The organism is Caballeronia sp. GAWG2-1 (genome assembly GCF_023631405.1).
Lineage (GTDB): Bacteria > Pseudomonadota > Gammaproteobacteria > Burkholderiales > Burkholderiaceae > Caballeronia.
This window is the reverse complement of sequence record NZ_JALQDD010000040.1, coordinates 392,121-416,876: the sequence shown is the minus strand read 5'-3', so window position 1 is coordinate 416,876 and position 24,756 is coordinate 392,121. Positions and strand designations below refer to the sequence as shown.

24 protein-coding genes and 1 pseudogene are annotated in these 24,756 nt (G+C 63.5%); 16 read left to right on the top strand and 9 right to left on the bottom strand.

All coding sequences use genetic code 11. From position 1 onward, the window contains the following. Positions 1 to 101: 101 nt before the first annotated feature. The 9 genes from NCR98_RS28855 (at position 102) to NCR98_RS28815 (ending at position 8,778) form a co-directional block, all read left to right on the top strand. Positions 102 to 716 carry a sigma-70 family RNA polymerase sigma factor gene (locus tag NCR98_RS28855; protein WP_244829830.1) on the top strand — a complete coding sequence of 205 codons (615 nt, stop codon included), beginning with the start codon at positions 102 to 104 and terminating at the stop codon, positions 714 to 716. Beyond that, the gene (locus NCR98_RS28850; RefSeq protein WP_244829831.1) at positions 713 to 1,441 is read left to right on the top strand and encodes an anti-sigma factor; all 729 of its coding nucleotides are present in this window, start codon (positions 713 to 715) and stop codon (positions 1,439 to 1,441) included. Before NCR98_RS28855 ends, NCR98_RS28850 begins: the two co-directional genes overlap by 4 nt. 234 nt (positions 1,442 to 1,675) lie before the next feature. Continuing rightward, positions 1,676 to 2,464: a DUF1295 domain-containing protein gene (locus NCR98_RS28845; protein ID WP_250528066.1), complete on the top strand. Its 789-nt coding sequence runs from the start codon at positions 1,676 to 1,678 to the stop codon at positions 2,462 to 2,464. A gap of 16 nt (positions 2,465 to 2,480) precedes the next feature. Further along, on the top strand, positions 2,481 to 3,623 hold the full coding sequence (locus NCR98_RS28840; protein WP_250528065.1) for an SAM-dependent methyltransferase: 1,143 nt from the start codon (positions 2,481 to 2,483) through the stop codon (positions 3,621 to 3,623). Next, on the top strand, positions 3,620 to 4,219 hold the full coding sequence (locus tag NCR98_RS28835; protein WP_244829834.1) for a lipocalin family protein: 600 nt from the start codon (positions 3,620 to 3,622) through the stop codon (positions 4,217 to 4,219). Before NCR98_RS28840 ends, NCR98_RS28835 begins: the two co-directional genes overlap by 4 nt. A 112-nt stretch (positions 4,220 to 4,331) precedes the next feature. Beyond that, positions 4,332 to 5,633: an NAD(P)/FAD-dependent oxidoreductase gene (locus NCR98_RS28830; protein ID WP_250528064.1), complete on the top strand. Its 1,302-nt coding sequence runs from the start codon at positions 4,332 to 4,334 to the stop codon at positions 5,631 to 5,633. Beyond that, entirely contained in the window at positions 5,618 to 6,427 is an 810-nt protein-coding gene (locus NCR98_RS28825) for a DUF1365 domain-containing protein (protein WP_250528063.1), read from the top strand. The genes NCR98_RS28830 and NCR98_RS28825 overlap by 16 nt, the downstream gene beginning before the upstream one ends. Positions 6,428 to 6,445: 18 nt before the next feature. Beyond that, entirely contained in the window at positions 6,446 to 7,648 is a 1,203-nt protein-coding gene (locus tag NCR98_RS28820) for an SAM-dependent methyltransferase (protein WP_250528062.1), read from the top strand. A gap of 86 nt (positions 7,649 to 7,734) precedes the next feature. Further along, positions 7,735 to 8,778, top strand: coding sequence for a sensor domain-containing diguanylate cyclase (locus NCR98_RS28815; RefSeq protein WP_250528061.1), 1,044 nt, complete (start codon positions 7,735 to 7,737; stop codon positions 8,776 to 8,778). A gap of 64 nt (positions 8,779 to 8,842) precedes the next feature. Here NCR98_RS28815 and NCR98_RS28810 read toward each other — a convergent pair whose 3' ends face one another. The 8 genes and pseudogenes from NCR98_RS28810 to NCR98_RS28775 all read right to left on the bottom strand — a co-directional run bounded on the left by NCR98_RS28810 (position 8,843) and on the right by NCR98_RS28775 (position 18,980). Then, entirely contained in the window at positions 8,843 to 10,444 is a 1,602-nt protein-coding gene (locus tag NCR98_RS28810) for a tetratricopeptide repeat-containing glycosyltransferase family protein (RefSeq protein WP_250528060.1), read from the bottom strand. A 156-nt stretch (positions 10,445 to 10,600) separates the two neighbouring features. After that, the gene (locus NCR98_RS28805; protein ID WP_250528059.1) at positions 10,601 to 11,389 is read right to left on the bottom strand and encodes an SDR family oxidoreductase; all 789 of its coding nucleotides are present in this window, start codon (positions 11,387 to 11,389) and stop codon (positions 10,601 to 10,603) included. Between the two features lie 48 nt (positions 11,390 to 11,437). Further along, on the bottom strand, positions 11,438 to 12,232 hold the full coding sequence (locus NCR98_RS28800) for an amidohydrolase family protein (RefSeq protein WP_250528058.1): 795 nt from the start codon (positions 12,230 to 12,232) through the stop codon (positions 11,438 to 11,440). Then, positions 12,229 to 13,254, bottom strand: coding sequence for a hydroxyacid dehydrogenase (locus NCR98_RS28795; protein ID WP_250528057.1), 1,026 nt, complete (start codon positions 13,252 to 13,254; stop codon positions 12,229 to 12,231). Before NCR98_RS28795 ends, NCR98_RS28800 begins: the two co-directional genes overlap by 4 nt. Positions 13,255 to 13,274: 20 nt before the next feature. After that, on the bottom strand, positions 13,275 to 14,327 hold the full coding sequence (locus tag NCR98_RS28790; protein ID WP_244829842.1) for a LacI family DNA-binding transcriptional regulator: 1,053 nt from the start codon (positions 14,325 to 14,327) through the stop codon (positions 13,275 to 13,277). A gap of 32 nt (positions 14,328 to 14,359) precedes the next feature. Continuing rightward, positions 14,360 to 16,258 (bottom strand): TRAP transporter large permease, encoded by a 1,899-nt coding sequence (locus NCR98_RS28785; protein ID WP_250528056.1) that lies wholly within the window; start codon positions 16,256 to 16,258, stop codon positions 14,360 to 14,362. Positions 16,259 to 16,263: 5 nt separating this feature from the next. Further along, positions 16,264 to 17,295, bottom strand: coding sequence for a TRAP transporter substrate-binding protein (locus tag NCR98_RS28780; protein WP_250469012.1), 1,032 nt, complete (start codon positions 17,293 to 17,295; stop codon positions 16,264 to 16,266). 138 nt (positions 17,296 to 17,433) lie between these two features. Further along, positions 17,434 to 18,980 (bottom strand): annotated as a pseudogene (locus tag NCR98_RS28775) (MFS transporter). A gap of 113 nt (positions 18,981 to 19,093) precedes the next feature. On the opposite strand from NCR98_RS28775, the gene NCR98_RS28770 reads away from it, so the two are divergent. The 7 genes from NCR98_RS28770 to NCR98_RS28740 all read left to right on the top strand — a co-directional run bounded on the left by NCR98_RS28770 (position 19,094) and on the right by NCR98_RS28740 (position 23,915). Next, complete coding sequence (locus tag NCR98_RS28770) at positions 19,094 to 19,966, top strand: LysR substrate-binding domain-containing protein (protein WP_250528055.1); 873 nt, start codon at positions 19,094 to 19,096, stop codon at positions 19,964 to 19,966. Between the two features lie 234 nt (positions 19,967 to 20,200). Continuing rightward, on the top strand, positions 20,201 to 20,437 hold the full coding sequence (gene vapB / locus NCR98_RS28765; RefSeq protein ID WP_244829847.1) for a type II toxin-antitoxin system VapB family antitoxin: 237 nt from the start codon (positions 20,201 to 20,203) through the stop codon (positions 20,435 to 20,437). After that, positions 20,437 to 20,844 (top strand): type II toxin-antitoxin system VapC family toxin, encoded by a 408-nt coding sequence (locus tag NCR98_RS28760; protein ID WP_244829848.1) that lies wholly within the window; start codon positions 20,437 to 20,439, stop codon positions 20,842 to 20,844. The genes vapB and NCR98_RS28760 overlap by 1 nt, the downstream gene beginning before the upstream one ends. A gap of 95 nt (positions 20,845 to 20,939) precedes the next feature. Then, positions 20,940 to 21,110, top strand: coding sequence for a hypothetical protein (locus tag NCR98_RS28755; protein ID WP_244829849.1), 171 nt, complete (start codon positions 20,940 to 20,942; stop codon positions 21,108 to 21,110). Positions 21,111 to 21,331: 221 nt separating this feature from the next. Further along, positions 21,332 to 22,126: a hypothetical protein gene (locus tag NCR98_RS28750; RefSeq protein ID WP_250528054.1), complete on the top strand. Its 795-nt coding sequence runs from the start codon at positions 21,332 to 21,334 to the stop codon at positions 22,124 to 22,126. 209 nt (positions 22,127 to 22,335) lie between these two features. Continuing rightward, positions 22,336 to 23,601, top strand: coding sequence for a PQQ-dependent sugar dehydrogenase (locus tag NCR98_RS28745; protein ID WP_244829851.1), 1,266 nt, complete (start codon positions 22,336 to 22,338; stop codon positions 23,599 to 23,601). Between the two features lie 35 nt (positions 23,602 to 23,636). Continuing rightward, positions 23,637 to 23,915, top strand: a complete 279-nt coding sequence (locus tag NCR98_RS28740; protein ID WP_350029324.1) for a c-type cytochrome — start codon at positions 23,637 to 23,639, stop codon at positions 23,913 to 23,915. Positions 23,916 to 24,425: 510 nt separating this feature from the next. Here NCR98_RS28740 and NCR98_RS28735 read toward each other — a convergent pair. Further along, positions 24,426 to 24,611, bottom strand: a complete 186-nt coding sequence (locus NCR98_RS28735) for a hypothetical protein (protein WP_250510881.1) — start codon at positions 24,609 to 24,611, stop codon at positions 24,426 to 24,428. Positions 24,612 to 24,756 lie beyond the last annotated feature (145 nt).

Below are 24,756 nucleotides of genomic sequence, written 5' to 3'. Positions count from 1 at the left end.
TTCTTTATAGCGCCCTGGCGACAGATTGCTTGCAGCGCGCCGGCACGGTGATATATTTCGGCAGGACCTCACCCCCGAGCGCGGCTCGACCCATTCTGCCCATGACGGACACTACCTCCGGCAGCACCGGCAATTACTCCGACCGAAACGACGGCAGCGACACCGACGCCGGCCTGTTGCGGCGCGAGCGCCTGAACGACATGCTCGTGCGCGTCGCGAAGGGAGACCAGAAAGCGTTCGCGGAGTTATACCGCGTGACCTCGTCGCGCGTTTTCGGCGTGATCTTGCGGATGATGCACGACCGAGGCGAAGCCGAGGACATCCTGCAAGAGGTCTACGCCGCCGCCTGGCGTCGCGCCGATTCCTTCGATCCCGAACGCGGCAGCGCCATCACCTGGCTCATTACGCTCGGGCGCAATCGCACCATCGACCGCATGCGTCAGCGCCGCGAGGAATTGCTCGGCGACGACGAAACCCCCGAAATCGCCGACGATGCCCCGACGCCCGCCGCCGCGGCCGAATCGAGCGAAGAGCGGCGGCGGCTCGAACAATGTCTCGACCGTCTGGAGCCGCAGCAAGGCCGCGCGGTGCGCGAAGCGTTCTTCACGGGCGCGACGTATAACGAGCTGGCGCAACGTCTGGCAGTGCCGCTCGGCACCATGAAGAGCTGGATTCGCCGAAGCCTCATGCAACTCAGGACGTGCCTCGAACAATGAACACGCCCGCCCAAAACGAAGACGATCTGCGCTGCGCCGAGTACGCGCTCGGCGTGCTCGACCTGCAGGAGCGCCGCGCGCTGGAAACGGACGTGACGCGCAATCCCGGTCTGCAACGCACGCTGGATGACTGGCACGAGCGGCTCGCTCCGCTCGCGCAGGACATCGCGCCGGTGACACCGCCCGCACGCATCTGGACGCGAATCCAGCGCGATCTCGGCTTCCTGCCGGAAGGCTCGGTGGCCAAGAAGAGCGGCTGGTGGAACAGCCTCGATCTGTGGCGCTGGCTAGCCGTCGGCGCGAGCGCCGTCGCGCTGGTGCTGGTCGCGGTGAATCTCACGCGCGCGCCGCAAGCGCCGCCGCAGCCAACCGTCGCTCAGGCGCCGCAATACATGGTGGCGACCATCGCGCAGAAGGACGGCGTCGCGCACTGGACCGCAACCGTCGATGTCTCGCGTTCGCGCATGGTGGTCGTACCGGCGGTGCAATCGGTCATCGCGGCGGATCGCGCGACCGAGCTCTGGCTGATCCCGCCGGATGCGAAGCCGATCGCGCTAGGCGTATTCCCGTCGAACACGCCTGCGACCATGAACCTTCCGCCCGAGATCATGGCGCTGCTGAGCAACAAGGCGGTGCTGGCGGTGTCGGTGGAACCGCCGGGCGGATCGCCGACCGGTGCGCCGACCGGTCCCGTGATCGGCACGGGCGAGATTCGCGGCACGTAACGCGCTACGTTACATAGGCGGTGCGCTTGCATTCTTTGCAGCGCACCGTTTGCGCTTCGCGATCGAAAGTAGTCGTCGCGCCGCCTAACAAGCCTGCTTCACCGGTGATCCGACGAACCAACGCCCACGCCGACGTCGAGTTTTCGTTCGCCGTCGACAAGACGCGCTCTAACTGCATCCATCCCAAACCGGCATCCGTATTGCTCTATCGAACGCATGTTCGTGGAGCTTCGCATGCCCGTTGTCGTCTCCTTCCTGATTGCCTTCGCCGGCCTCGTGCTAATCTTCAGCGCCGTATGGCTCTGGCAATTGCGCTCGAAAAACGCCGGCATGATCGATCCGATCTGGGCGGCATCGCTCGCACTCGTCGCGCTGTTTATCGCGGTGGCCGGGACTGGCGCGTCCATCAATCGTCTATGCGTCGCGGCTAGCGGATGCGTCTGGGGCGCGCGCCTTGCCTTGCATCTGTGGCGGCGCAATCACGGCAAACCCGAAGACCCGCGTTATCACGCGTTTCGTGAACGCTGGGGCGCGGCAGCGGCGCGCAACATGTTCTGGTTCTTCCAGTTGCAGGTGCTCATCTCCATCTTGCTCGCGCTCGCGTTCTTCGTGCCCGCATATTCGGTCGAGCCCGCGCATCCGGTGGCTATCGCGGCGGCGGTCGTGGTGTGGATCATCGCCGTGGCAGGCGAAGCGCTGGCCGACCGCCAGTTGAAGCGCTTTGCCGCCGACCCATCGCATCACGGCAAGGTGTGCCGCGACGGCCTCTGGCGTTACTCGCGTCATCCCAACTATTTCTTCGAGTGCGTGCACTGGGTTGCCTACACGGTGCTGTCGATCGGCCTGCCGTGGAGCTGGCTCACCATCGCGCCGCCGCTGTTGATGGCGTGGCTCCTTATCAAGGTGTCGGGCATTCCGCTGCTCGAAGCGCGGCTTGCCGAAACGCGCGACGGTTATCGCGACTACATGCGCACGACCAGCGTGCTGGTGCCGTGGCCGCCGAAGCCGCCCGTGCATTCATAACCCGAGGATTTTGCCGATGAACGCATCGACACGACAGGCCAGCCCGCTCGACAATTCGAATCCCCCGTTGGACGAAAGCTGGATAATTCGCCTCTGCGAACGCGGCTGGCTTCCCGACACGCTGGTGCGCGCCGGCATGCGCGCTTTCATCCGCCAGCGTCTGCGCGACGAACACGCGGGCGACGGCGAGCGCCGCACGCAAGCGCTCGATACGCTGCTGGCCGATTTGCGCACGAGCCCCATTGCCATCGAAACGCAAGCTGCCAACACACAGCATTACGAGTTGCCGGGCGCGTTCTTCGAAGCTCATCTCGGGCCGCGCCTCAAATATTCGTGTGGCTATTTTCCGAGCGGCCAGGAAACGCTCGCACAAAGCGAGATCGCGATGCTCGAAAGCTATGCCGAACGCGCGCAACTCGCCGATGGCCAGCGCATTCTCGATCTCGGCTGCGGCTGGGGCTCGCTCGCGTTGTGGCTTGCCGAGCGTTACCCGAATGCGCGCATCGTCGCGTTGTCGAATTCGCATGGGCAGCGCGCGTTCATCGAGGCTCGCGCGGCCCAGCGCGGTCTCACGAACCTGCTGGTCACGACCGGCAATATCGTCGATTTCGACTTCCCCGCCGATGGCGACGCCGTCGCGTTCGACCGCATCCTGTCGGTCGAAATGTTCGAGCACATGAAGAATTACGGCCTGCTGCTCGAAAAGATTGCGCGCTGGCTCGCCGACGACGGCAAGCTCTTCGTGCATATCTTCGCGCATCGCACGCTCGCTTATCACTTCTCCTCGCGCGACAGTTCGGACTGGATGTCGCGCTATTTCTTCACCGGCGGAACCATGCCGTCCGCCGCGCTGCTGCTCAACTTCCAGGACGATTTGTGCGTGACGCGCCAATGGTGGGTCAACGGCTCGCACTACGCGCGCACGGCCGATCTCTGGCTCGCCGCGCTCGACGCGGCGCGCGCTCGCGTCATGCCGATGCTTCAGAACACTTATGGCGACGACGCCGCACTCTGGCTGCAACGCTGGCGCATGTTTTATATGGCAGTGTCCGAACTGTTCGGTTATGCGTCCGGTAGTGAGTGGGGCGTCGCGCACTACCTGTTCGAGAAGCGGCTGAACACTCGGCCGAACACTCTTCAGTCAAAGGTCATCTCATGAAACGCGCACTCATTGCCGCGCTCGCTGGCGCGGGCATCATCCTGCTGGTTGCAAGCTGCTCGAATGGTCCGCCGAATCCGAACCCGCGCGCCGAACAGCCTTTGCAAAGCGTGCCTGTCGATCTGCCGCGCTATATGGGACGCTGGTTCGTGATCGCGAATATCCCCTACTTCGCCGAACGCGATTTCGTCGCGAGTCATGTCATGTGGACCTTGCGCGACGACGGCAAGATCGTCGACGAGTTCTTCGGCCGCAAGAAGGGCTTCGACGCGCCCGAAACGCATCATCAGTTTCTCGATTCGGTGAAGCCCGGCAGCGGCGGCGGCGAATGGAGCGTGCGCATCTTCTGGCCGATCCACGTGACGCAGATGACGCTTTATGTCGATCCGGATTATCGCTACACCATTCTCGGCTATCCCAACAAGAAGCTCGGCTGGATCTTCTCGCGCGAGCCGACCATGAACGACGAGACGTATCGCTCGCTCCTCGCGCGTCTGGACGCAATGGGATACGACACGACGCAGTTCCGGCGCGTGCCGCAAAGCCCCGAGCAGATCGGACAGCCAGGCTTTCAGAGTCCCGGACAGGGCGACTGAAAACCTTTGCATGCCATTTGCATCCGGCGGGCGCGCCGCATCGTATTGATTTGCGACGACACGTTTGACCGCTGCCCGCAATGGCCCACTCGGCGCGAGGAGACCTCTCGACATGAACCGAAGAGCACCAGGACAAGGTCAGCGCATCGCCGTGGTCGGCGCGGGAATCGCCGGACTGGCGAGCGCGTGGCTGCTCGCGCGCAAGCATCGCGTGACGTTGTTCGAATCCGCGGATTATCTCGGCGGCCATACCCACACCGTGGACGTGGAACTGGATGGCAAACGGCATCCCGTGGATACCGGCTTTCTCGTCTTCAACGAGCGCACGTATCCGAACCTGATCGCGATGCTCGCCGAACTCGGCGTGGCGACGCATCAAAGCGACATGTCGTTTTCCGTGTCGCTCGATGGCGGGCGGCTCGAATGGGCCGGCACGAGTCTGAACACGGTCTTCGCGCAGCGGCGCAATCTGTTTTCGCCCGCGTTCATCGGCATGTTGCGCGACATTCTGCGCTTCAATGCATCGGCGCAGCAGCATTTGGAGCGTGCAACGCTCAACCGGTGTTCCGTCGGCGAGTTGCTGCTCGAAGGCGGTTATGGCGCACCGTTTCAGCGTCACTATCTTCTGCCGATGGCCGCCGCGATCTGGTCGAGCGCCGCCAGCGACATCCTGCGTTTTCCCGCCGCGACCTTTCTGCGCTTCTGTCTCAATCACGCGCTCTTGCAAGTCAACAATCGGCCGCGGTGGCGCACCGTGACGGGCGGCGGACGCGAGTATGTGCGGCGCATCGCGGCAACGCTCGACGATGTGCGCATCGGCACGCCCGTGCGCGGTATCCGTCGCGATGACGAAGGCGTCGTCGTCATGACCGATGACGCCAGACCCGAGCGTTTCGATGCTCTCGTCCTCGCCACCCACGCGCCAACGAGCCTGCATCTGCTCGACGACGCTTCGGCCAGCGAGCGCACATTGCTTTCTGCCGTGCGCTATCAGCGCAATCTCGCCGTGCTGCATACGGATCGCGCGTTGCTGCCGCGCCGCCGCCGCGTGTGGTCGGCGTGGAACTATCTCGGCGCGCGCGCGTGGGCGGGCCACGGTGAGGCTGAACCGGTGTGCGTGAGCTATCTGCTCAATCAGCTTCAACCGCTGCCGTTCGAGACACCGGTGATCGTGACGCTCAATCCTGTCGATGAACCCGCGCCCGGCAGCGAACTCGGCCGCTACGAATACGAGCATCCGCTGCTCGATCTCGCCGCCGTGGATGCACAGCAGCGCCTGCCCGAGATTCAGGGCGTGCACAACACCTGGTTCGCGGGCGCGTGGACGGGATACGGCTTTCACGAGGACGGCCTGAAGTCGGCGTTGAGGATTGCGCGGGACTTTGGCGTGGAACCGGAATGGGCGCGCTTGTGAAGGTCGCGCGCGGCCACGGCGAGGCAGCACGTTTGCTCACGGGCCGCGTGATGCACGAGCGCCTGCGGCCGGTGCATCATCGCTTCGAGTATCCGGTTTGTTTTGTCTCTTGCGACCTCGCGCGCCTTGGCGAAGTGAAGCGTGCGTGGTTCGGCATCGACCAGGTTCGGCCGTTCGCGTTTTTTCAGCGCGACTTCGGTCCGCGCGATGGCAGCGATCTGCAAACCTGGATGCGCGCCCGCCTCGCCGATGCTGCGATTCCCGCCGATGGCGAAATCCGGCTGCTCTCCATTCCGCGCGTCTTCGGCCATGCTTTCAATCCCGTGAGCTTCTGGTTCTGCCATGACCGCGCGGGCAACTTGCGCGCGCTGTACGCGGACGTGCGCAACACCTTCGGCGAGCATCGCGGCTATCTCTTGAGTGCGCCCGACCACGCGCCTATCGTCGATGACACCGAGCTCGCCTGCCGCAAGACGCTGCACGTATCCCCTTTCTGCGACGTCGATGGCGACTATGCCTTTCGCGTGCGGCGGCATGGCGACCGGCTGTCGGTCGCGATCGACTATCGCGACCGCGACGGGCTATTGATTCGCACGGCAATCGGCCTGAAGGCGCGGCCGCTAACCGGCCCGCTTGCCTTGCGCACGCTATTGAGCCAGCCGCTGCTGGCTGTCGCCGTCGTCGCGCGCATTTACTGGCAGGCGCTTCGGCTCTGGATCAAGCGCGTGCCGTTCCACGGCAGACATCCGCCATCGGCCGAGGACCCGAACGCGATGAAAGAACGGACCGAATAACAAAACACAAGGCTAGACATGAATCTTTTGCGGACGATTTCCGCGCAGGCGGGCATGCCGCTTTCGGCGCGGCTTTTCATGGGCCTCCTCAAACGCATACGCGTGGGTCATCTCGTGCTCGTCACGCCCGACGGCGACCGCTGTGTGTTCGGCGATGCCCTGCAGCAGCCCGCGGCCACGCTGCACCTACACGACTGGCGCGCGTGCCGGGCCGTTCTCCGTTCAGGCGATATCGGCTTTGCGCAGGCGTATCGCGATCACTGGCTCGATACGCCCGATCCCGCCGCGGTATTGCGGCTCGCGATGCGCAATCAGAAGGTCGTCGAGCGCACCGTGAACGGTGGCTGGATCGCGCAGTGCGTGCATAACGTCAGGCATCGACTGCGGCCCAACACGCGCGCCGGCAGCCGTCGCAATATCCACGCGCATTACGACATCGGCAACGACTTTTACGCGCTCTGGCTCGACCCCACGTGGACCTATTCGAGCGCGTGGTTCGACGGCGACGCGAGCCTCTCGCTCGAAGCGGCGCAGGAACGCAAGTACCGGCGCATCGTCGAGACGCTCGGCTTGCGCGCGGGCATGCGCGTGCTCGAGATTGGCTGCGGCTGGGGCGGTTTCGCGCGGCATGCGGCGCGCGAGGGCATTCGCGTACATGGCGTGACGATATCGGCGGCGCAGCATGCGTTCGCGCGCGAACGCATGGAACGCGAGGGTTTGAGCGAACTCGTCGATATCGAGCTACGCGATTATCGCGATCTGCGTGAGCAATACGACGCCATCGTGTCGATCGAAATGTTCGAGGCGGTCGGCGAGCGCTTCTGGCCCACGTACTTCCGCACGCTGCGCCGCTGTCTCGCGCCGGACGCGCAGGCGCTGGTGCAGTCGATCACGATCGAGGATGCGCGTTTTCTGGCGTATCGCGCGTCGAGCGATTTCATCCGCGAGCAGATTTTCCCTGGCGGCATGTTGCCGAGCCCCGAGCGCTTCGTGCAGGCGGCGCAGAAAGCGGGGATGAACGCGGCGCCGTCGCTTGCGTTCGGCGCGGACTATGCGCGCACGCTGCATCACTGGCGCGCCGCTTTCGAAGCGCGGCTCGACGCAGTGCGTGCGCTTGGTTTCGACGATGCGTTCATTCGCACGTGGCGGCTGTATCTGGCTTTTTGCGAGGCGGGCTTTGGTGAAGGGCGGATCGATGTGATGCATTTCGTGGTGCGGTAAGGCTTCGGGACAGGGCGGAACGAATGCGTTAAAGACGTGCGCTTAACGGCCGTAAACACGCGCAACGAACCATTCCGACCGACACGATGAGCCAAGACCCATTTGAAAGCCCGCTCAAGGCTGAATTCCTGCGCCACGAAGACACGCTCGCGCCAGCCGAACGCGCGCTCGGCGAAGACGATCACGCGGTCTATCGAACGCTGCTCGAATCGACCAAGGCGATTCCGTGGAAGATCGATTGGGCCACCATGCAGTTCGCGTATATCGGACCGCAGATCGAGGCGTTGCTGGGCTGGGCGCCATCGTCGTGGAAGGACGTCGACGACTGGGCCGCGCGCATGCATCCCGACGATCGCGAGGCGGTCGTGAGCTTCTGCGTGGCGCAGTCGCAGGCGGGCACGGATCACGAAGCGGACTATCGCGCGTTGACCAAGGATGGCGGCTATGTCTGGCTGCGCGATGTCGTGCATGTGGTGCGCAACGACGCAGGCGGCGTGGATTCGCTGATCGGCTTCATGTTCGACATCAGCGAACGCAAGCGCACCGAGGAAGAACTTGCGCGCCTGCATAAGGAACTGGAACATCTGTCGCTGAGCGACGGCCTCACGGGCGTCGGCAATCGCCGCATGTTCGACAACGTGATGCAGCGCGAATGGCAGGCCGCGAAGGAGTCGGGCAAACCGTTGTCGCTCGTGATGGTGGATATCGACTTCTTCAAGTCCTTCAACGATTACTACGGCCATCTGCAAGGCGACGAATGCCTGAAGCGCGTTGCCCGCGTGCTCGCCGAGGCGGCCGGGCCACGGCATTTTCTCGGCCGTTTCGGCGGTGAGGAGTTCGTGCTCGTGCTCGCGGATACCGACGCCGAAGCGGTCATGCGTATTGCCGAGCGCTGCCGGGAATTGATCGCGGATGAAGACATCGCGCATCTGCGCTCGCCGCACAATCAGCGCGTGACGGCAAGTTTCGGCGTGGGCACCGTCGTGCCGACCGATAGCATCGATCCGACGACGTTCATCAATCTGACCGATGCGCAGCTTTATCAGGCGAAGGAACACGGGCGCAATCGCATCGCGTCCGTGGATCGGGCGGGGATTCGTGGGGAGGCGTTCAGGTTGCAGTCGCGATGAGGTGTAACACTGCCTCTCGACACAGTAAAGGATTTCGAACGCCTCAACGCGAAGTTGGAAACCCTTACCCGCTCAAGCCACTGCAAAATGCTGTCAGCCGCTCTTTTACTCTAGCGATCACCTCATCCCAGTCGCGGCGTGTCTTTTGCGTGAAAACGCGCGCCGAGGCGTACCACGGCGAGTCTTCGCGATCGAGCAGCCAGCGCCAGTCGCCGTCGAATCGCGACAGTATCCACACCGGCTTGCCGAGCGCGCCAGCCAAGTGCGCAACCGAGGTATCCACGGTGATGACGAGATCCAGATTCTCGATGATCGCGGCCGTGTCGAGAAAATCGGTAACATTGCTCATAAGGTCGAGAGGTCGAACGGCTTCGGGAATCTCGGCGAGCTGTCTTTCTTCTCCGCCTTTCTGGAGACTGAAAAACGTACACTGCGAAATACGAAGAAGAGGAAGAAGTTGTTGGAGGCGCACGGAACGGCGAACGTTGTCGCGTAACTCGGGCGGAAGCACCGACGAAGGGTTGCCAAGATCGTTTGAACCGCTCCAAGCAAGCCCGATCTTGTATCTGCCATTCGTTAATGACACGTTGATCCGCTGTTTCCAAAACTGCACATTCTCTTCAGGGACGTCGATGTAGCGTCCGTTCGAATGCAGCATGTCCAGTGTGATGCCGAGCCTATGAGGCAGACTCATCATGTAGCACCAGAAATCGCATCCGGACAGTTCTTGCGGATGACTGACATCGCTCACGGCATCCACGCCATCGACGAGAGAAAACAGGCGCATGAGCGCGGCGTCGCACACCACGGTCAGTTTGGAGACTCCAAGCCGTCGAAGTAACGGCACGAAGCGAATGCACTGGATTGCATCGCCTAACCCTTGCTCAGGCGCGATGACGAGCGACTTGCCCTCCAGTGATTCTCCTCGCCACATCGCAATCGGAATCCTCGACGCTTGTACGTAGGGAAATACCGCGCCAGCCGCTTCCCACTCCGGCGACTCCTCATAACGAGACTCGAAATTCATCAGTCCGTCTTTATATTTTCCGTCTCTCAGCAACGTCAGGCCGAGCATCAAGCGGGCACGCACGCTGCCCGGGCGCAACGCGAGCGACTGTCTGGCGGCAGCTTCAGCCTCAGGCAGGCGATTCAGCGCATACAGTACGAGTCCGAGCGAGATGTTCGCCTCAAAAGAGGCCGGGTTCAACGACAACGCTTGACGCAGTTCGGCCTCGGCTTCATCGCATCTTCCTAACAAACGGAGCACGTCTCCAAGCAACTCGTGAGCATCGACCGAGTGAGGAAGCCCGGCGATAGCCACCCGCAGAAGCGCTTCGCTTTCCACGACACGACCCGAACTCTTGGTCAAAGCACCTAACACGAGGCTTGCTTCGGCGTAGCCCGGTCGAAGCTCGAGCGCGCGACGAAATGCCGACTCTGCTTCTTCGTTGCGCTTTTCGTCGAGTAGTACAAGGCCCAAATTAAACGCTATATCCGGTGAATTTGGATTCAGGGCTGAAGCTTTTCGAAGCAGCGCTTCGGATTCCGATGTTTGGCCCAATCGGCGAAGCACTAGGGCAAGGTTGTTATGGGCGGCTGGCGAGTTCGGAGCTTGGTTAAGCTTCTGACGGAGTAGTTCTGCTTGCTTTTGAAGATCGTCCATCATTGCGTGTTGCGTCGTTCTCAGGTAGTTCAGTTGCTAAAACTGTCGCTGCACCGGCCCTTGGGTTTCAAAAACGGGCGGCTTGGCGAATATTGGTTCGCCGTGGTTGCGTAGCTTCGGACACTCGACGCAGAAAGGATAGGGCAGCGACAAAATTCTTCAAGCGGTTGTCGAGAGGAGGCGATTGATGAAGCGCACATGCGCCAGATCATTGGCTGCAGAGTACAGAGCCGGACGATTGAGCGTGCTCAAACCCGCCCCCGCCACCGGAATCGCCGCGCCCGTGATCGAGCGTGCATCGTCCGACAAGAGAAACGCGATCACCGCGCCGAGTTCCTCCGGCTGCACCCAGCGCGAGAAATCCGCCGATGGCATATCGGCGCGATTCTGTGCGGTATCGATAATCGAAGGCAGGATCGCGTTCACGGTAATGGCTCGATCCTTGAGCTCTTCGGCAAGCGCTTCGGTCAGACGCAGAAGCGCCGCCTTCGAAGCCGCATAAGCGCCCATCCCCGCTCCCGCTTTCAACGCCGCCAGCGCGCCCACGTTGACGATACGCCCGCCGCCCTCGCGCATGAACCCGAGGGCCGCCTTCGATGCGTTGAGCGCCGTCTTCACGTTCACATCGAACATGAGGTTCCATGTGTCCACGCTGCCATCCGCGATGGTTTCCCAGCGAAACGCGCCCGCCACGTTCACCAGCGCCTGCACGCCGCCGAGCTGTTGCGCAATCGCGTCGAACGCGGCTTGCGCGGCTTGTGCATCCGACAAATCGGCGCCCGTGACGATGAACGGTTCCGCAAGCGGCGCGGGCAACGGGTCGTGCCGCGCGTCCTTGCCGATGAGCGCGATGCGTGCCCCGCGCTCGGCCAGCACGCGCGCGGTCGCAAGCCCCAGACTGCCGAAGCCGCCAGTGATGACAACGGTCTTTCGTTCGAGTGTGTTCATCGCGTGCTCCTTGAGCCGTGGCTGTTCAAGCATAGGATGGAACAGGCTTCAGAATTCGTAAAGCTCGGCGGGGTTATCGACGAGGATTTTGCCGCGCGTGGATTCATCGGGCATGCAATGAGAAAACCAGTCGAGCAGGCTCGCGTTATCCGGAACCGGCTGCACGTTCGGATGCGGCCAGTTCGACGCCCACACGCCGCGCTGCGGATAGCGCGCGGCCAGCGTGCGCACGATCGGCGCGATGTCGTCGTATTCCGGCGCACCGCTGCGTGAACTCTCGTAAGGCGCCGAGAGCTTGATCCAGCAGCGCGGTCCGTCGAGCAGGCGGCATAGGGACGCGAAGCCATAGCTTGCAGGCGTGACCGGCCCCTGAAACTTGCCGATATGATCGATCACGAGCTTCGACGGCAAACGCGCGAGCAGCGCCTCGTGTTGCGGCAGCGTGTGTCCGTCGAGCTGAAGATCGATGTTCCAGCCAAGCGGCGCGATACGTGCCGACATCGCCTCGATGCTGTCCCACGCAAGCAGCCCGCCAGGAAACATCATGTAGCGCACGCCGCGTATGCCGGCTTCGTGCAGGCGTTGCAATTCGGCATCGTCGACGTCGGGCGGAACGACCGCGATGCCGCGTGCGCCCTCGCCCAGTTGTTCGATGGCCGCGAGCGTGCAGCGATTGTCGAAGCCGTAGCCGGTCGGCTGCACGACGATCGCACGCGACAAGCCCAACGCGCGCTGTACTTCGCGATAAGCCGATGCAGGCGCCGATTGCGGCCGGAACGTCGCGCTCGGTGCAAGCGGGTAAGCGTCGTCGTAGACGTGGAGGTGGCAATCGCAGGCGTTCATCGCGCGTCGCTCGAAATGGCGTCGACTTTCGGCGCTTCACGCTGCGCGAGCCTGAACGCATGCCGTGGATTGACCGCGCCCATCGGCATGCGCCCTTGAAACAGCGCTTCGGTTTGCGCGACGGTTTCCATCGACTGATGCTCGATCGCAGCCGGCGTGAGGCCGCCGACATGCGGCGTCGCGATCACACGTTCGTGCGCGCACAGCGCCGGCGAAGGCATCTGGTCCGGCGCGCGCCCCACGTCGAGCGCCGCGCCCGCAAGACGGCCGCTTTGCAGCGCGGCCAGCAAGGCATTGTCGTCGACGAGTTCGCCGCGCGCCGCATTGATGAAATACGCGTCCGGCTTCATCGTCGCGAAGGCTTGCGCGTTCATCAGATTGCGCGTCGCATCGTTCGCGGGCGCGAGGCACACCACGAAGTCGGCGGCGGCGAGCAAGGCCGGAAGATCGCTCTGACTCAGGCGAGCATCGTCGATCTTCGCGTGCGGATCGGACACGACCACGCGCATGCCGAACGCCAGCGCAAGTTCGCACAGATAGCGCGAGATCTGCCCGTAGCCGATCACTCCGAGCACGCTGCCGCGCAACTCGCGACCCATCTTCGGCGCCAGCATCTCTCCGCGACGGTATGCCGACGCATAAGCCGTGGTGGCGCGGCCCAGATCGATCATCGCGCCGATTACCCATTCCGATACCGCCGGCATGAAGCCCGCGCTCGCCTGCGTGACGAGCACGCCATGATCGCTGGCGGCATCGACATCGACGGTACGGATATCCACCGCGCAGCGCACGAACGCGGCAAGCCGCGGCAAGGCTGCGAACAGTTCGCGTGGCGCGGGGGTCTGCCGGTAGCCGATGATCACGTCGGCATCGCGCGCGGCCGCGATGAGTTCGGCGGTCGTGAGTTCGCGGTCTTCCGTGTTGTAGGTCGCATCGGCGATGGCGTCGAGCGCCGCGCTTGCGCGTGCGCCGAAATAGTGTTCCAGCATGTGCCGGGGATGACTCACGAAAACCTTGTTCATGTCTCGGTCCTGAAGGGCTTCTACGTTGCTTTTGCGGCAGGCGGCGCCACGGATTCGCGCTCGACGAGCGTGATGTCGGTGAATAGCGCCTGCGCGGAATCGATTACAGCGTCGTCTTGCTGACGCATCACGCGCTCGACCATGGCCGCGGCCATCGCAGGAACGGGCAGTTGCACGGTCGTGAGCGCGGGGTTCGAGATAGCGGCGAGAAAGTGCCCGTCCATGCCGACCACGGACATATCGTCCGGTACGCGCAAGCCCGATTCGCGCAGACCCGCCATCAGACCGAGCGCCATCAGGTCGTTGACCGCGACGATTCCGGTCGGCCGCGCGGCGTCTTCCGAGAGTTGGCGTGCGAGCGCGCGACCGTTTTCCGCGATCATCGAGTCGCCGTATTCGTTCACCGGGCCGCTGTCGAGCACGCGCGCGCCGTGGCCGAGGCCCGCTTCCTCGGCGGCGGCGAGAAAGCCGCGAATCTTGTCGCGCCGGCTCAGCGTCATGCCGGCGAGCGTCGCATAACCGAGCCGTGTGTGACCATGCGCGATGAGATGCCGCGTCGCGAGCCGCGCCGCCTCGAAATTATCCGGCGTGACGTGATCGATGCGCGTGGTCTCGCCTTCGGTCGCGCGCCGGTCGTAACTCACGACGACCATGCCGCGCTCGGCCGCGGTTTCCAGATGGCGCTCATCCGCGAGCGATGAGATCACGATCACGCGCCGCACGCCGTGCGAGAGCAAATCTTCGAAAAACGACGCTTCCTTCGCCGGGTCGCGATACGTATTGCCGATCAGCACGCGATAACCGTAGCGCTCTTGCGCGTAAGTCTCGACCTCGCGAGCGATATAGCCGTACATCGGATTGGCGATGGACGGCACGAGCAAGCCGACGAGCGGCGTCTGACCGGTCTTCAGCTGGCGCGCAAGCGTGCTCGGACGGTATTGCAGCGCGGTCATCGCGGCCTGCACGCGCGCGAGCGTTTCCTGACGCATCTGGTCGGTGCGGCCGTTGAGCACGTTGGAAACCGTGCTTACGGATACACCAGCGTGGCGGGCCACGTCCTGAATGGTGCTCATGAAAGTTCTTGTTTCGGACTTCGGACAACAGGCTACAGGCCGAGCCGGGTCGGCAGCCACAGAGAAAACGATGGCACCAGAATGAGTACCACGAGCGCGGCGCACAGCACCACCAGATATTTGACCATCGGTTTCGCGACGGCCTTCATTTCCGTGCCGGTGATCGCGCAGGTCGCGAAAAGCCCCAAGCCGACGGGCGGCGCGAACAGACCGAGCCCCATCGCCACGACGATCACCGTGCCGAAGTGCAGCGGGTTGATGCCGAGCTGCGTGGCGATCGGCGTGAGAAGCGGTCCAAAGATGATAAGCGCGGGTGCGCCTTCCAGCACCGCGCCGAATACGATCATGATGAGCACGGACAGCAGCAGGAACATCGTCGGCCCGTATTGATGCGCGAAGTTGATCATGGCATCGGAGACGAGCGCGGGAATCTGCTCGATGGTGAGCGCGAACGACACGCTCGACGCCGCCGCCACGATGAACAGGATGCTGCTTGCCATCGACGCCGAACGCACGAACACGCGCGCCACCTTGCGCGGCGTGAGTTCGCGAAACGCGAGCCAGCCGACCACGAGCGCATAGACCACGGCGAACGCCGACACTTCCGTCGATGTCGCGATACCGGAGGTCACGCCCTTGCCGATCATCGCGATCATCACGAGCGCGACGAACGCGCCGCCAATCAGCGGCAGAAACGCACGCGGGTTCTTGAGCGCATCGGCCACGTTGATACGACGCCCGAAGATCACCGCGACAACGGCAAGCGCGAGCGCCAGCACCGCCGCCGGGACCACGCCCGCGAGAAACAGCCCCGCGATGGAAATGTTCGCGACGAAGCCCATGATGATCATGTTCACGCACGGCGGAATGGTCTCGGCCATCACCGCGCTGCACGCGAGGAGCGCCGCCGCTTCGTTCGGGTCCTGCTTGCTCTGACGCACGGCCGGCATGACCACGCCGCCGACCGCCGCGATATCCGCGAGCTTCGAGCCGGAGACGCCTGAGAAGAACGCCGTCGCCATGATGGTGATGAGACCGAGCCCGCCGCGCACGCGACCGAAAATACGCAGCAGGAGTTCGATCAGCCGCGACGACATGCCGTTGGTTTCCATCAGCAAGCCCGCAAGCACGAAGAACGGAATGGCGAGCAGCACGAAGTGGTCGGCGCCGGCCATCACCTGTTGCGAGTAGACGAGGATCGGCAGGGTCGGCTCGGCGAGAAAATACAGCAGCGCGGAGAACGCGAGCACGAAGCCGATGGGCACGCCGAGCACGAGTCCGCCGACGAAACCGGCCGCGAGCAGAATGCCCGGCTTGATCGCGTGATCGGGCATGAGCGCGTTCCAGCCGAACAGCGCCGCCGCGACCACGACGCAACCGATGAGCGCGCCGAACACCGTCTTGCGCGGCCCGTTCAATGCATTGGCGAGCGCGAACACCGCCATGAACACACTGCCCGCGACGAGCGGATACACGTTGATCCACGCGGGCAGGCCGCTTGGCGTCATCTGGCCGTAGGAATCGACGAGCAAGAGGCACGACGAGAAGCACAGATTGGCCGCCACGCCCGCGATGATCCAGTGCCCGGCCTGAATCAGCGCCGGTTGCCAGCGTGCGGGCAGCGCCGCGCGAAACAGATCGACGCCGACATGCTGACTGCGCGCAAGCACGGTCGCGGCGCCGAAGAAGACCAGCACGATCATCAACGCGCGCGCGATCTCCTCGGCCCAATCGACTGGATCGTGCAGAAAGTAGCGATAGATGACGGAGACGAACACCACGATCACATCGGCCGCGAGCACGGCGGCGCAAATGTATTCGATCCAGCGCATGACGACGGCGAGCGCGCGCGTGAGCGCGGTCTTCTGGCCGAAGCCGGGCGCGGCCGCAAGCTGCGCTTCGGGGCCGGGCGTCGCGGAGAAAGAGGTCATGGCGTTCAGCCTCGTGCGGCGGCGATGGCCGGAAAAAGCGGCGCGGTCGCGGGATACTGTTTCGCGAAATTCGCGTACAACTGCGTCTGCATTTCGTGACGCGCGGTCTCGCGGTCCGCGGGCGACATCGGGAAGAAAGTCATGCCGCGCTGCTTCAGTTCCTGCTCGGCGCGCGCCGCCGTCTGCACGGCTACCGTGCGTTGCTTCGCCGTCGCATCCTGCGCGGCCTTCTGGAAGGCCGGCCGAAGATTCGCGGGAATCTTGTCGAGCGAGCGGCGGCCCATCACGACGACGAGCGGGCTGAACACGTGCTGCGTCTGCCAGCACGACTTCACCACTTCGTCGTATTTGCTCGCGAGCACGGTCGCGCAGTCGTGTTCGAAGCCGTCGACGACACCGGTTTGCGCCGCCATGTACAACTCGCCGATGGGAATGGGCGTCGGCACCGCGCCCATCAGCTTGAACGTGTCCATGAAAGCGGGCGTGGGCAGCACGCGCAGTTTCACGCCCTTGATCTCCGCGAGCGAGTGCGCGGGCTTCTTCGTGAACACGTTGCGGCCGCCGAACGAATAGCCCCACGTGATGACCGAGCAACCCGCGCGCTTTTGCAGCAGGCTGTCGAAGCTCTGGCCGACGCTGCCGTCCATCGCGCGGCCGACGTGATCGAAGTTATCGAAGACGTAACCCAGATCGAGCATGCCGAGTTCGGGCAGAACCGTTGCCCAGATGGACGAGCCCGTCACCATCATGTCGACCGCGCCGACCTTCACTTGCTGAACGACGTCGCTTTCCTTGCCGAGCTGATTGTTCGGAAAATAGTCGATGCGAATCTGCTCGCCCACGCTCGCCTTCAGGTTTTCAGCCAGGTACTGATACCAGACGTAGTGCGCGGCGTTTTGATTCGCGGGCATCGACGACGAAAGCCGCAGCGCGACCGGCGCCTGCGCGCGTGCGAGCGACGGCAACGCACCGCCCGCCACCGCGAGCGAGGCTGCCGAGGCGGTTTGAAGGAAGCGTCGCCGGGATGTCGATTGCATGTCTTGTCTCCTGAGAGCCGCGGATCGCAGTGCGCCGGTTGCGGCTGTATCGATTTAGTGTATCGATACAGTAAACGGCGGGCGGATCTTCACCCATAGGGGTTATCCCGTTGATTCTGCCGCGCACCGGATGGTTCTCTACGCGTCGACTCGCACAGCGCTAGCCCGCTCGCTGCGTCCGGCAAGCACCCACACCGCCGACGCCACGAGCAACGCACTCACGCCCGCCACACCTAACGCAGCCGCGAAGCCGCTCGCGAAACTCGCACGTGCGATCGCAACGACAGCCGCGTTGCCGCCCGCGCCCGCGTGTGCCAGATCGCCCGCAAGCACGCGCGAGAGAGGAAGGTTTCATCGAACGTGTGCATGAGGGCAGGGAAACCGCTTGCATGCAGATCGAGCGCGCTTTTCGTGCGCGCCGCGAGCACCGCGCCGAGCACGCCCACCGACGTGACGATGGCCGTAAAGCGCGTCGTCGTGCTGATACCCGACGCCATGCCCGTGCGATGCGCCGGCACACACGCCATGATCGCCTTCTGCGTGTCGCCGTTGAGGATGCCCGCGCCGAGTCCGGTGACGATCATCGAGACCGCGATGAGCCCGTAATACGACATCGACGCGAACCACGCCGTCAGCAGATTGCCCACGCCGATGGTCGCAAGCCCGAGCGTGAGCAGCGCCATTGCAGGCACGCGCTTGCCGAGCGCCGCGCCGAGATGCGGCCCGGCGATCATCGCGAGCGCGAACGGCAACATGCCGACGCCCGCGCGCACCGCGGTCAAGCCGAACGCGTTTTGCAGATAAAGCGGCAGGAACGTCATCATGACTTGCGCGCAGGCCGCGTAGCCGAACATGGCGAGCACGGCGGCGACGAAGCGCGGTTCGCGAAACAGCGAGAGATCGATCATCGGATGCGCGCGCGAGCGTTGCACGCGCACGAACAAGACCAAGAGCGCCGCGCACGCGGCAAGGCGCGCTTCGGTACGCCAGCTCGTCCAGCCATCGGCCTGACCGCCGATCAGCGCCCAGATGCCGAGCGAAAGCGACGCGGCAAAGATCGCGCTGCCGAGCAGGTCGAGCGATCCCGCATGCGGATTACGCGACTCGCGCATGCCGCGCCACGCGCACCAGGCGAGCAGCGCGCAGATCGGCAGGTTCATGAGGAAGATCCAACGCCAGCCGAACCATTGCGTGATCGCGCCGCCGACGAGTGGCGCGACGGTCGTCGAAATACCCATGCAGGTGCCCCAGATCGCCCATGCACGAGCGCGCGCCGCGCCTTCGTGGAAGGTGTTGGCGATGATCGCGAGCGCGGACGTGAGCAGCATTGCCGCGCCGACGCCCTTCGCCGCGCGCGCCAGATTCAGCGCGAACGCGGAAGGCGCGAGGCCACAGCCGAGCGAGGCCAGCGCGAACGCCGCGAGCCCGGCGATCAGCATCTTCTTTCTGCCGATGCGGTCGGCGAGCGCGCCCGCCGGCAGCAGACACGCGGCGAACGCGACCATGTAGGCGCTCACGACCCATTCGACATCGGCGAAACCGGCGTGGAAATCGCGCGCGATGGATGGCAGCGCCACGGCGACGACGTTGGTATCGAGCGTGATCAGCGCGCAGGTCGCCGATGCGGTGAGAAGCACGAAGCGCGCGGCGGACCGGTTCGGCGAGACATCGGCGGTGTCGGACATGGCGGGCGAATGTTGACGATGAAGCTATCGATGCTAGTGAGATCGCTCTTGTCTGTCATTGACATAAAATCGCTTAATTATTGACGTATTCGACAATACGAAGCGAGGCTCTCATGCCAGTGGAATTGCGCCATGTGCGCTGCTTTTTGAGCGTCGCGCGGCATCTGCACTTCACGCGTGCCGCCGATGAACTCGGCATTGCGCCGCCCGCGCTCACGCGACAAATTCAGGAAGCGGAGCGGCTCCTTGGCGTGCGGCTTTTTCAGCGCACGAAGCGCTCGGTGGCGCTGACCGCGGCGGGCGAGGCGTATCTCGTCGAGGCATCGAGCGCGCTCGATCATCTCGCGCGCGGGGCCGAGCGCGCGGCGCTGGCGGAGCGCGGCGAGCTGGGCAGGATCGTGATCGGCTACGTCGGTTCGGCGGTTTATTCGGGCGTGCTGCAGACACACGTGCGCGGCTTTCGTGCGCGCTATCCGCAGGTTGCCATCGGTATCCGCGAGATCGTCATGCGCGAGGCGGGCGCACTGCTCATCGACGGTCATATCGATATCGCTTACGTGCGGCCGCCCGTGCCGTATCCGGATGGCGTCGAGGTGCGCACGGTGCGTCGCGATGCGTTCATCGTCGCGCTACCGGCCGATTCTCCGCTGACGCAATCGGAAACCATCACGCCCGCGCAGCTGCGTGGTCAGTCGTTCGTGTTGCCGGAGCAGGAGTCCGGCACGCTCGAGGTTGGAAGACGCGGGCGCTTCGAGCCGCAAATCGCCGGACAGCCGGGCACGCTGTCGGATGTGCTCGCGCATGTGTCGCTCGGCGGCGATGTGGCGGTCGTGCCACGATCGCTCGCGCAATGCGTGACGGTGCCGGGCGTTGAGTATCGCGAGATCGCGGGAAAGCCGGTGCCTTCGGAAGTCGCGGTGGTGTATCGGCGGTTCGAGAAAGGGGCGGCGGTAAAGGGGTTTTTGGAAATGGCTTCGAAGGCGTGAAGCGAATTTCCGGTTGCGTTGTTGGCTTTGCTTGGATGATCGATACATATCAATGGGATTGGCCGATCGGGTTACTTTTCTGATTGCGTCGGTTGGTGCACGATAAGACGCATGAGCAAAAACCTTTCCGCGCTTTGTTCGATTTCCTTTGACTTCAAGAACGCCGCCATGCAATCAACCGTTCCTTCGATCCGTCTGGTACAGTACACACGTATGTACACACACGGTGTCAACGTGGCTATTACCCGAATCTTTCGCAATGGCAACTCGCAGGCCATTCGCATTCCCGCCGATATCGCGTTTCCCGAAACGGAAACGGAAGTCGAGATTGAACGCGTGGGCGACGAATTGCGGATTCGCCGCCTGCGCCGCCCGCTTGCCGGCGCGCTCGACTGTTTCGGGCGTTTTGGCGCCGACTTCATGTCGGAGGGGCGTGGCGATCAGACGCAAGACAAACGGGACGCGCTCTGATGCCCAAGTACTTGTTCGATACGAATATGTGTATCTACCTAATGAAGAATCAGCCCGAACAGGTGGCGCGGCGTTTCGCGCAGCTCTTTGTCGGCGACGTCGTCATGTCATCGATTACGTTCGCGGAGCTGGCATACGGCGCAAGCACGAGTGCGCGACCCAGGCGCGAGCGGAACAATCTCGCTGCGCTCGTGAAACTGATCGAAGTCGCGCCTTTCGACGAGGCAGCGGCAAGCGCTTATGGCCCGATCCGCGCGGCCACGCGAGAGCGCAAGCACGACGCACTCGACAAGCTGATCGCGGCCCATGCGGTTGCGCTCGGCGTACCGGTCGTGACCAACAACGTGAGGGATTTCACTCACTATCCAGGCGTCAAGATCGAAAACTGGCTCGACGGTCCCGCTTGAGATCCGCGTCCTGACGCAAGAGCCTTGCGGCCTCACGCTTTCCTAACTCTTCGCGCCCAGACTTCCCCTCACACGCTGCATGACAGGAGGGGAAAATGAAGATCGAACCGACACCCATCGCAGGTGCATCGCTCGTCGACATCGACATCGGGCGCGACGCACCCGTGATCGATACCGCGCCCACCTTGCCCGACACGCAAGCGACGGCCATGTCTTACGAAGCGCTGCTGCCCTATCTGCTGTTGCCGATCGCAGGCGCTTACTAAGCGAACAAGCCATGTTCGAACGAGACGGCGTCACTTACGTGTTTCACCACGTCTGCATTCCGATCGCATCGCCATGAAGCCGTCGTAAAGACGCTGAACGAGGAAGACTCGGCGCGCCGCACGGTCGTGCATCGCGCTTGACCTGTGCTTTTTCAGCGCCTATACAGGACGTTCACCGCGCGCATCGCACGATGCCGCCTCGATCGAGACCGGAGTCCAGAGTGACGATAACCACAAGATTCAAGCCGCCAGTCCCGCTGACTTTCACATTGCCGCTCGCCCTGAGTCTCGCGCTCGCGGCCTGCGCAACCGACTCTTCCGCTCCGCCACCGCCCGGCACCGTCACGACGACGCTGCCATCGGGCGGCGTCTACAAAGGGACAATCGACAACGGTCAGGCCGATGCCACGCTGCTCGTGCTCTTCGATGGCTCGGCGTATCTCTTCTACGGCACTCCGAACGACACGCGCGGCACGAACCTGTCGGGCGTCGCCATCGCCACGGGCGGCACGCAGACGAGCGACGGCAAGTTCGCGAGCACCTCGGCGTTCGACTATCGCGTGGGCCGGGCGCCCGCCACCGCCGCCAACTTCAGCGCAAACTTCGCGCAAGCGCCGGCCGTAAGCGGCACGGTCGCAAGCAAGAACGGCGGCGCGAACCTCTCCTTCAACGTGAACGCCGCGCCGATGCTCGACACCGGACCGAGCCTCGCCAACGCAGGCGGCCTTTACAGCGGCCGCGGAATGTCGCTCGGAGGCGCGACGACCACGCGCATCACCGTCGCCGCCGATGGCTACGCCGCCGGCACGACGAGTGCCGGTTGCATCTTCAAGGGAACGGTGGCGCCGCGTCCGGGCGCGAACGCCTACGACGTCTCGGTGACGTTCGGCCCCGCGCCCTGTCCGCTGCCCGACGCGACCGTCAAGGGCGCCGCCGTGCTCGACGGCCCGCGCCTGCTGGTCGCGCTGCCGAGCCCCGACCGCGCCAACGTCTTTCTCTTCGATGGCAGGAAATAGCTGCCGACGCTTTTTATCGGCGCGTGAAAAAAACCGGCTCGCTGCTTGCAGCGGGCGATTCGTATTCTAAGATTGTTGCTACCGTAGGCAGCGGCGTCGTGATACGCGTGCTTGGTCGAGGTTCGCGTGACGCCGTCTCCTTCGGCGAGAGTCATCAGTCGTGTTGTTCAGTGAGGTTCAATAAGCCGTAACAACAAGGAGACAACCAGATGAACGCAACGCTCAAGCTTTTGCCGTTGGCGGTCGGCGCCATGCTCGCCTGCCTGCCGTATGCGAACGCCGCGCAAGACAATCTCAATTCGCTGTCCAACTTCAAGCAGACCGGCACGAGTCAGGCCGAAAAGGTGCCGCAAGGCGGTCAGACCGCCGACGCGCTGCGCGAAAATCTCAAGCAGATCAAACTGCCGCCAGGCTTCAAGATCGACCTGTATGCAATCGTGCCGGAAGCGCGGCACATGGCTATCGAGCCTTCGACGGGCGTGGTGTTCGTCGGCACGCGCAAGAATCGCGTATGGCAGGTGACGGATCGAACCAAAAGGCGCGTCGCGGATGACGTCGTTCAATTCGCCTCGTCGGTCACGTTCAAGGTGCCGAACGGCGTCTGCTTCTCGCCGGATGGCGTGCTTTACGTGGTCGAGCAGAATCGCGTGCTTGGTTTCCCGGCGGCACAGTTCTTCGGCGACGGCGGGCCGGACGTGGCCGCGGCGGTCGTCGTGCCGCAAGGCAAGCTGATCCCGGCGACGTTCGAGAGCTTCAATCACGGCGCGCGCGCGTGCCGTATCGGGCCTGACAAGAAGCTATACATCGCGCTCGGCCAGCCGTGGAACGTGCCGCCGAAAGACAAACTCGCCGATATCGATAAGAACGGGCTCGCGGGCATCATCCGTCTGGATCAAGACGGCAAGAACCGCGAAACCTACGCGCACGGCGTGCGTAATTCGGTCGGCCTCGACTTCAATCCGAAGGACAAGACGCTCTGGTTCACCGACAACCAGGTCGACGGCATGGGCGACGACATTCCTCCGGGCGAACTGAACCGCGCGACCAAGGCGGGCGAGAACTTCGGCTTCCCGTGGTACGGCGGCGGCAAGGTGCGGACCGTCGACTACAAGGATCAGAATCCGCCGGCGAACCTGGTGTATCCGCAAGTCGAATTCGCGGCGCACGCGGCCGACCTCGGCATGTCGTTCTATAACGCTAAGACGTTCCCGGACAAGTACCAGGGCGGCATCTTCGTCGCGGAACACGGTTCGTGGAATCGAACGAAGCCCATCGGCGCACGCATCATGTACGTGCCCGTCAAGGACGACGGCACGGCGGGCGAACCGGAAGTCTTCGCGGATGGCTGGCTCACTTCGAGCGGCGAGTACATGGGACGCCCGGTCGATGTCCAGGTATTGCAGGACGGCTCGCTGCTGGTATCCGACGACTATGCTGGCGCCATCTATCGTATTTCGTATTCGGGGTCGAAGTGATGCGGCCGGCGCAGACAGCCGTGGTGGCAAGCCTGATGCTGGCGATATCCAGCGTCGCGCTCGCAGCGGGCGATATCAAGGCGGGGCGCGCGAAGGCGGCACAGTGTCAGGCGTGCCACGGGCTCGACGGCATGTCGAAGCTGCCGGAAGCGCCCAACCTCGCGGGGCAGACGGAGGAGTATCTCGTGAAGGCGCTGACCGACTTTCACACGGGCGCGCGCCAGAACGAAATGATGTCGATGGTCGCGAAACCCTTGTCCGAGGCGGATATCGCCAATCTCGCGGCGTACTACCACAGTCTCGGCAAGCAATGACCGAAGCAGACTTGCTTGACGATGGCCCTCCCCAGCGCAAATTTTTTGGTTTGACGCTTGACTTGGATGGGTAAGGGTTTATACTAAGCCTTGTCTCCTCCATGTCTCAACCGATATGGATTCAAGCCCGCTCAATGCAGCGGGCTTTTTTTTCGCCCGCTTGCGGCGCTTACGCACGTCTCACCACCGAAGCGCACCCCCGCGCGCCTCGTTCCCCGCATTGACTGTTGGTCTCCCCTGCGCTTTTCCGCGCGGTGAATTTTCGTTCGTATCGAACATCGAACCTATTGGCCCCGCTCGCCTGGACGCCTTCGCGTCTCATCGTATGTGGTCTCCCCAGCGCTCCCCGTGCGCCGGTTGGGGTTTTCGTTTCCAGGCGCCCCCGGCCCTGGTTGTCCACAGATCTTCTGCACAAGCCTGTGGATATCGTTATGGAAATCAGTGCAACGTGTTGATTCCAAACCGCTAACCGTGAGCGCCTTTGCATCGCGCGGCGCGCCTCGATTAGTGTCAGTCTGCGTCTGTCACGCACGACGCCAGCATCGTCGTCATGCGATTCAATTCGCTGCTGAAGAAAGTGTGCGGCGCGGTCGCTACGCTGAGTTCGTCGGCGGCCGAGCGCGGCATCGCGAATACAATCGTGCCCGTTGCCACGAGCGCGACGATCATCGATAAGAGCCAGGAGAAGACGTACATCGCCAGTTACCTCGTCTGTCTGATTTGCGCTCGCAAACGTGAGCGCCTGATGAGCAGATTAAGGTTCGATGGCGTTCTGCACAGCCCCGCGGATGGGGGGACGTGAAGGAGGGACGACGTGCGCCCGCCTTCACGCGTCGAGCCG

What these genes read in the sequence shown, in the direction of transcription:
- NCR98_RS28835 (WP_244829834.1), top strand. Translation starts at nt 3,620, where the DNA reads ATGAAACGCGCACTCATTGCCGCGCTCGCTGGCGCGGGCATCATCCTG.
- NCR98_RS28810 (WP_250528060.1), bottom strand. Translation starts at nt 10,444, where the DNA reads ATGATGGACGATCTTCAAAAGCAAGCAGAACTACTCCGTCAGAAGCTT.
- NCR98_RS28840 (WP_250528065.1), top strand. Translation starts at nt 2,481, where the DNA reads ATGAACGCATCGACACGACAGGCCAGCCCGCTCGACAATTCGAATCCC.
- NCR98_RS28820 (WP_250528062.1), top strand. Translation starts at nt 6,446, where the DNA reads ATGAATCTTTTGCGGACGATTTCCGCGCAGGCGGGCATGCCGCTTTCG.
- NCR98_RS28815 (WP_250528061.1), top strand. Translation starts at nt 7,735, where the DNA reads ATGAGCCAAGACCCATTTGAAAGCCCGCTCAAGGCTGAATTCCTGCGC.
- NCR98_RS28785 (WP_250528056.1), bottom strand. Translation starts at nt 16,258, where the DNA reads ATGACCTCTTTCTCCGCGACGCCCGGCCCCGAAGCGCAGCTTGCGGCC.
- NCR98_RS28755 (WP_244829849.1), top strand. Translation starts at nt 20,940, where the DNA reads ATGAAGATCGAACCGACACCCATCGCAGGTGCATCGCTCGTCGACATC.
- NCR98_RS28845 (WP_250528066.1), top strand. Translation starts at nt 1,676, where the DNA reads ATGCCCGTTGTCGTCTCCTTCCTGATTGCCTTCGCCGGCCTCGTGCTA.
- NCR98_RS28740 (WP_350029324.1), top strand. Translation starts at nt 23,637, where the DNA reads ATGCTGGCGATATCCAGCGTCGCGCTCGCAGCGGGCGATATCAAGGCG.
- NCR98_RS28805 (WP_250528059.1), bottom strand. Translation starts at nt 11,389, where the DNA reads ATGAACACACTCGAACGAAAGACCGTTGTCATCACTGGCGGCTTCGGC.
- NCR98_RS28795 (WP_250528057.1), bottom strand. Translation starts at nt 13,254, where the DNA reads ATGAACAAGGTTTTCGTGAGTCATCCCCGGCACATGCTGGAACACTAT.
- NCR98_RS28760 (WP_244829848.1), top strand. Translation starts at nt 20,437, where the DNA reads ATGCCCAAGTACTTGTTCGATACGAATATGTGTATCTACCTAATGAAG.
- NCR98_RS28790 (WP_244829842.1), bottom strand. Translation starts at nt 14,327, where the DNA reads ATGAGCACCATTCAGGACGTGGCCCGCCACGCTGGTGTATCCGTAAGC.
- NCR98_RS28735 (WP_250510881.1), bottom strand. Translation starts at nt 24,611, where the DNA reads ATGTACGTCTTCTCCTGGCTCTTATCGATGATCGTCGCGCTCGTGGCA.
- NCR98_RS28855 (WP_244829830.1), top strand. Translation starts at nt 102, where the DNA reads ATGACGGACACTACCTCCGGCAGCACCGGCAATTACTCCGACCGAAAC.
- NCR98_RS28770 (WP_250528055.1), top strand. Translation starts at nt 19,094, where the DNA reads ATGCCAGTGGAATTGCGCCATGTGCGCTGCTTTTTGAGCGTCGCGCGG.
- NCR98_RS28780 (WP_250469012.1), bottom strand. Translation starts at nt 17,295, where the DNA reads ATGCAATCGACATCCCGGCGACGCTTCCTTCAAACCGCCTCGGCAGCC.
- NCR98_RS28830 (WP_250528064.1), top strand. Translation starts at nt 4,332, where the DNA reads ATGAACCGAAGAGCACCAGGACAAGGTCAGCGCATCGCCGTGGTCGGC.
- NCR98_RS28825 (WP_250528063.1), top strand. Translation starts at nt 5,618, where the DNA reads ATGGGCGCGCTTGTGAAGGTCGCGCGCGGCCACGGCGAGGCAGCACGT.
- NCR98_RS28800 (WP_250528058.1), bottom strand. Translation starts at nt 12,232, where the DNA reads ATGAACGCCTGCGATTGCCACCTCCACGTCTACGACGACGCTTACCCG.
- NCR98_RS28850 (WP_244829831.1), top strand. Translation starts at nt 713, where the DNA reads ATGAACACGCCCGCCCAAAACGAAGACGATCTGCGCTGCGCCGAGTAC.
- NCR98_RS28745 (WP_244829851.1), top strand. Translation starts at nt 22,336, where the DNA reads ATGAACGCAACGCTCAAGCTTTTGCCGTTGGCGGTCGGCGCCATGCTC.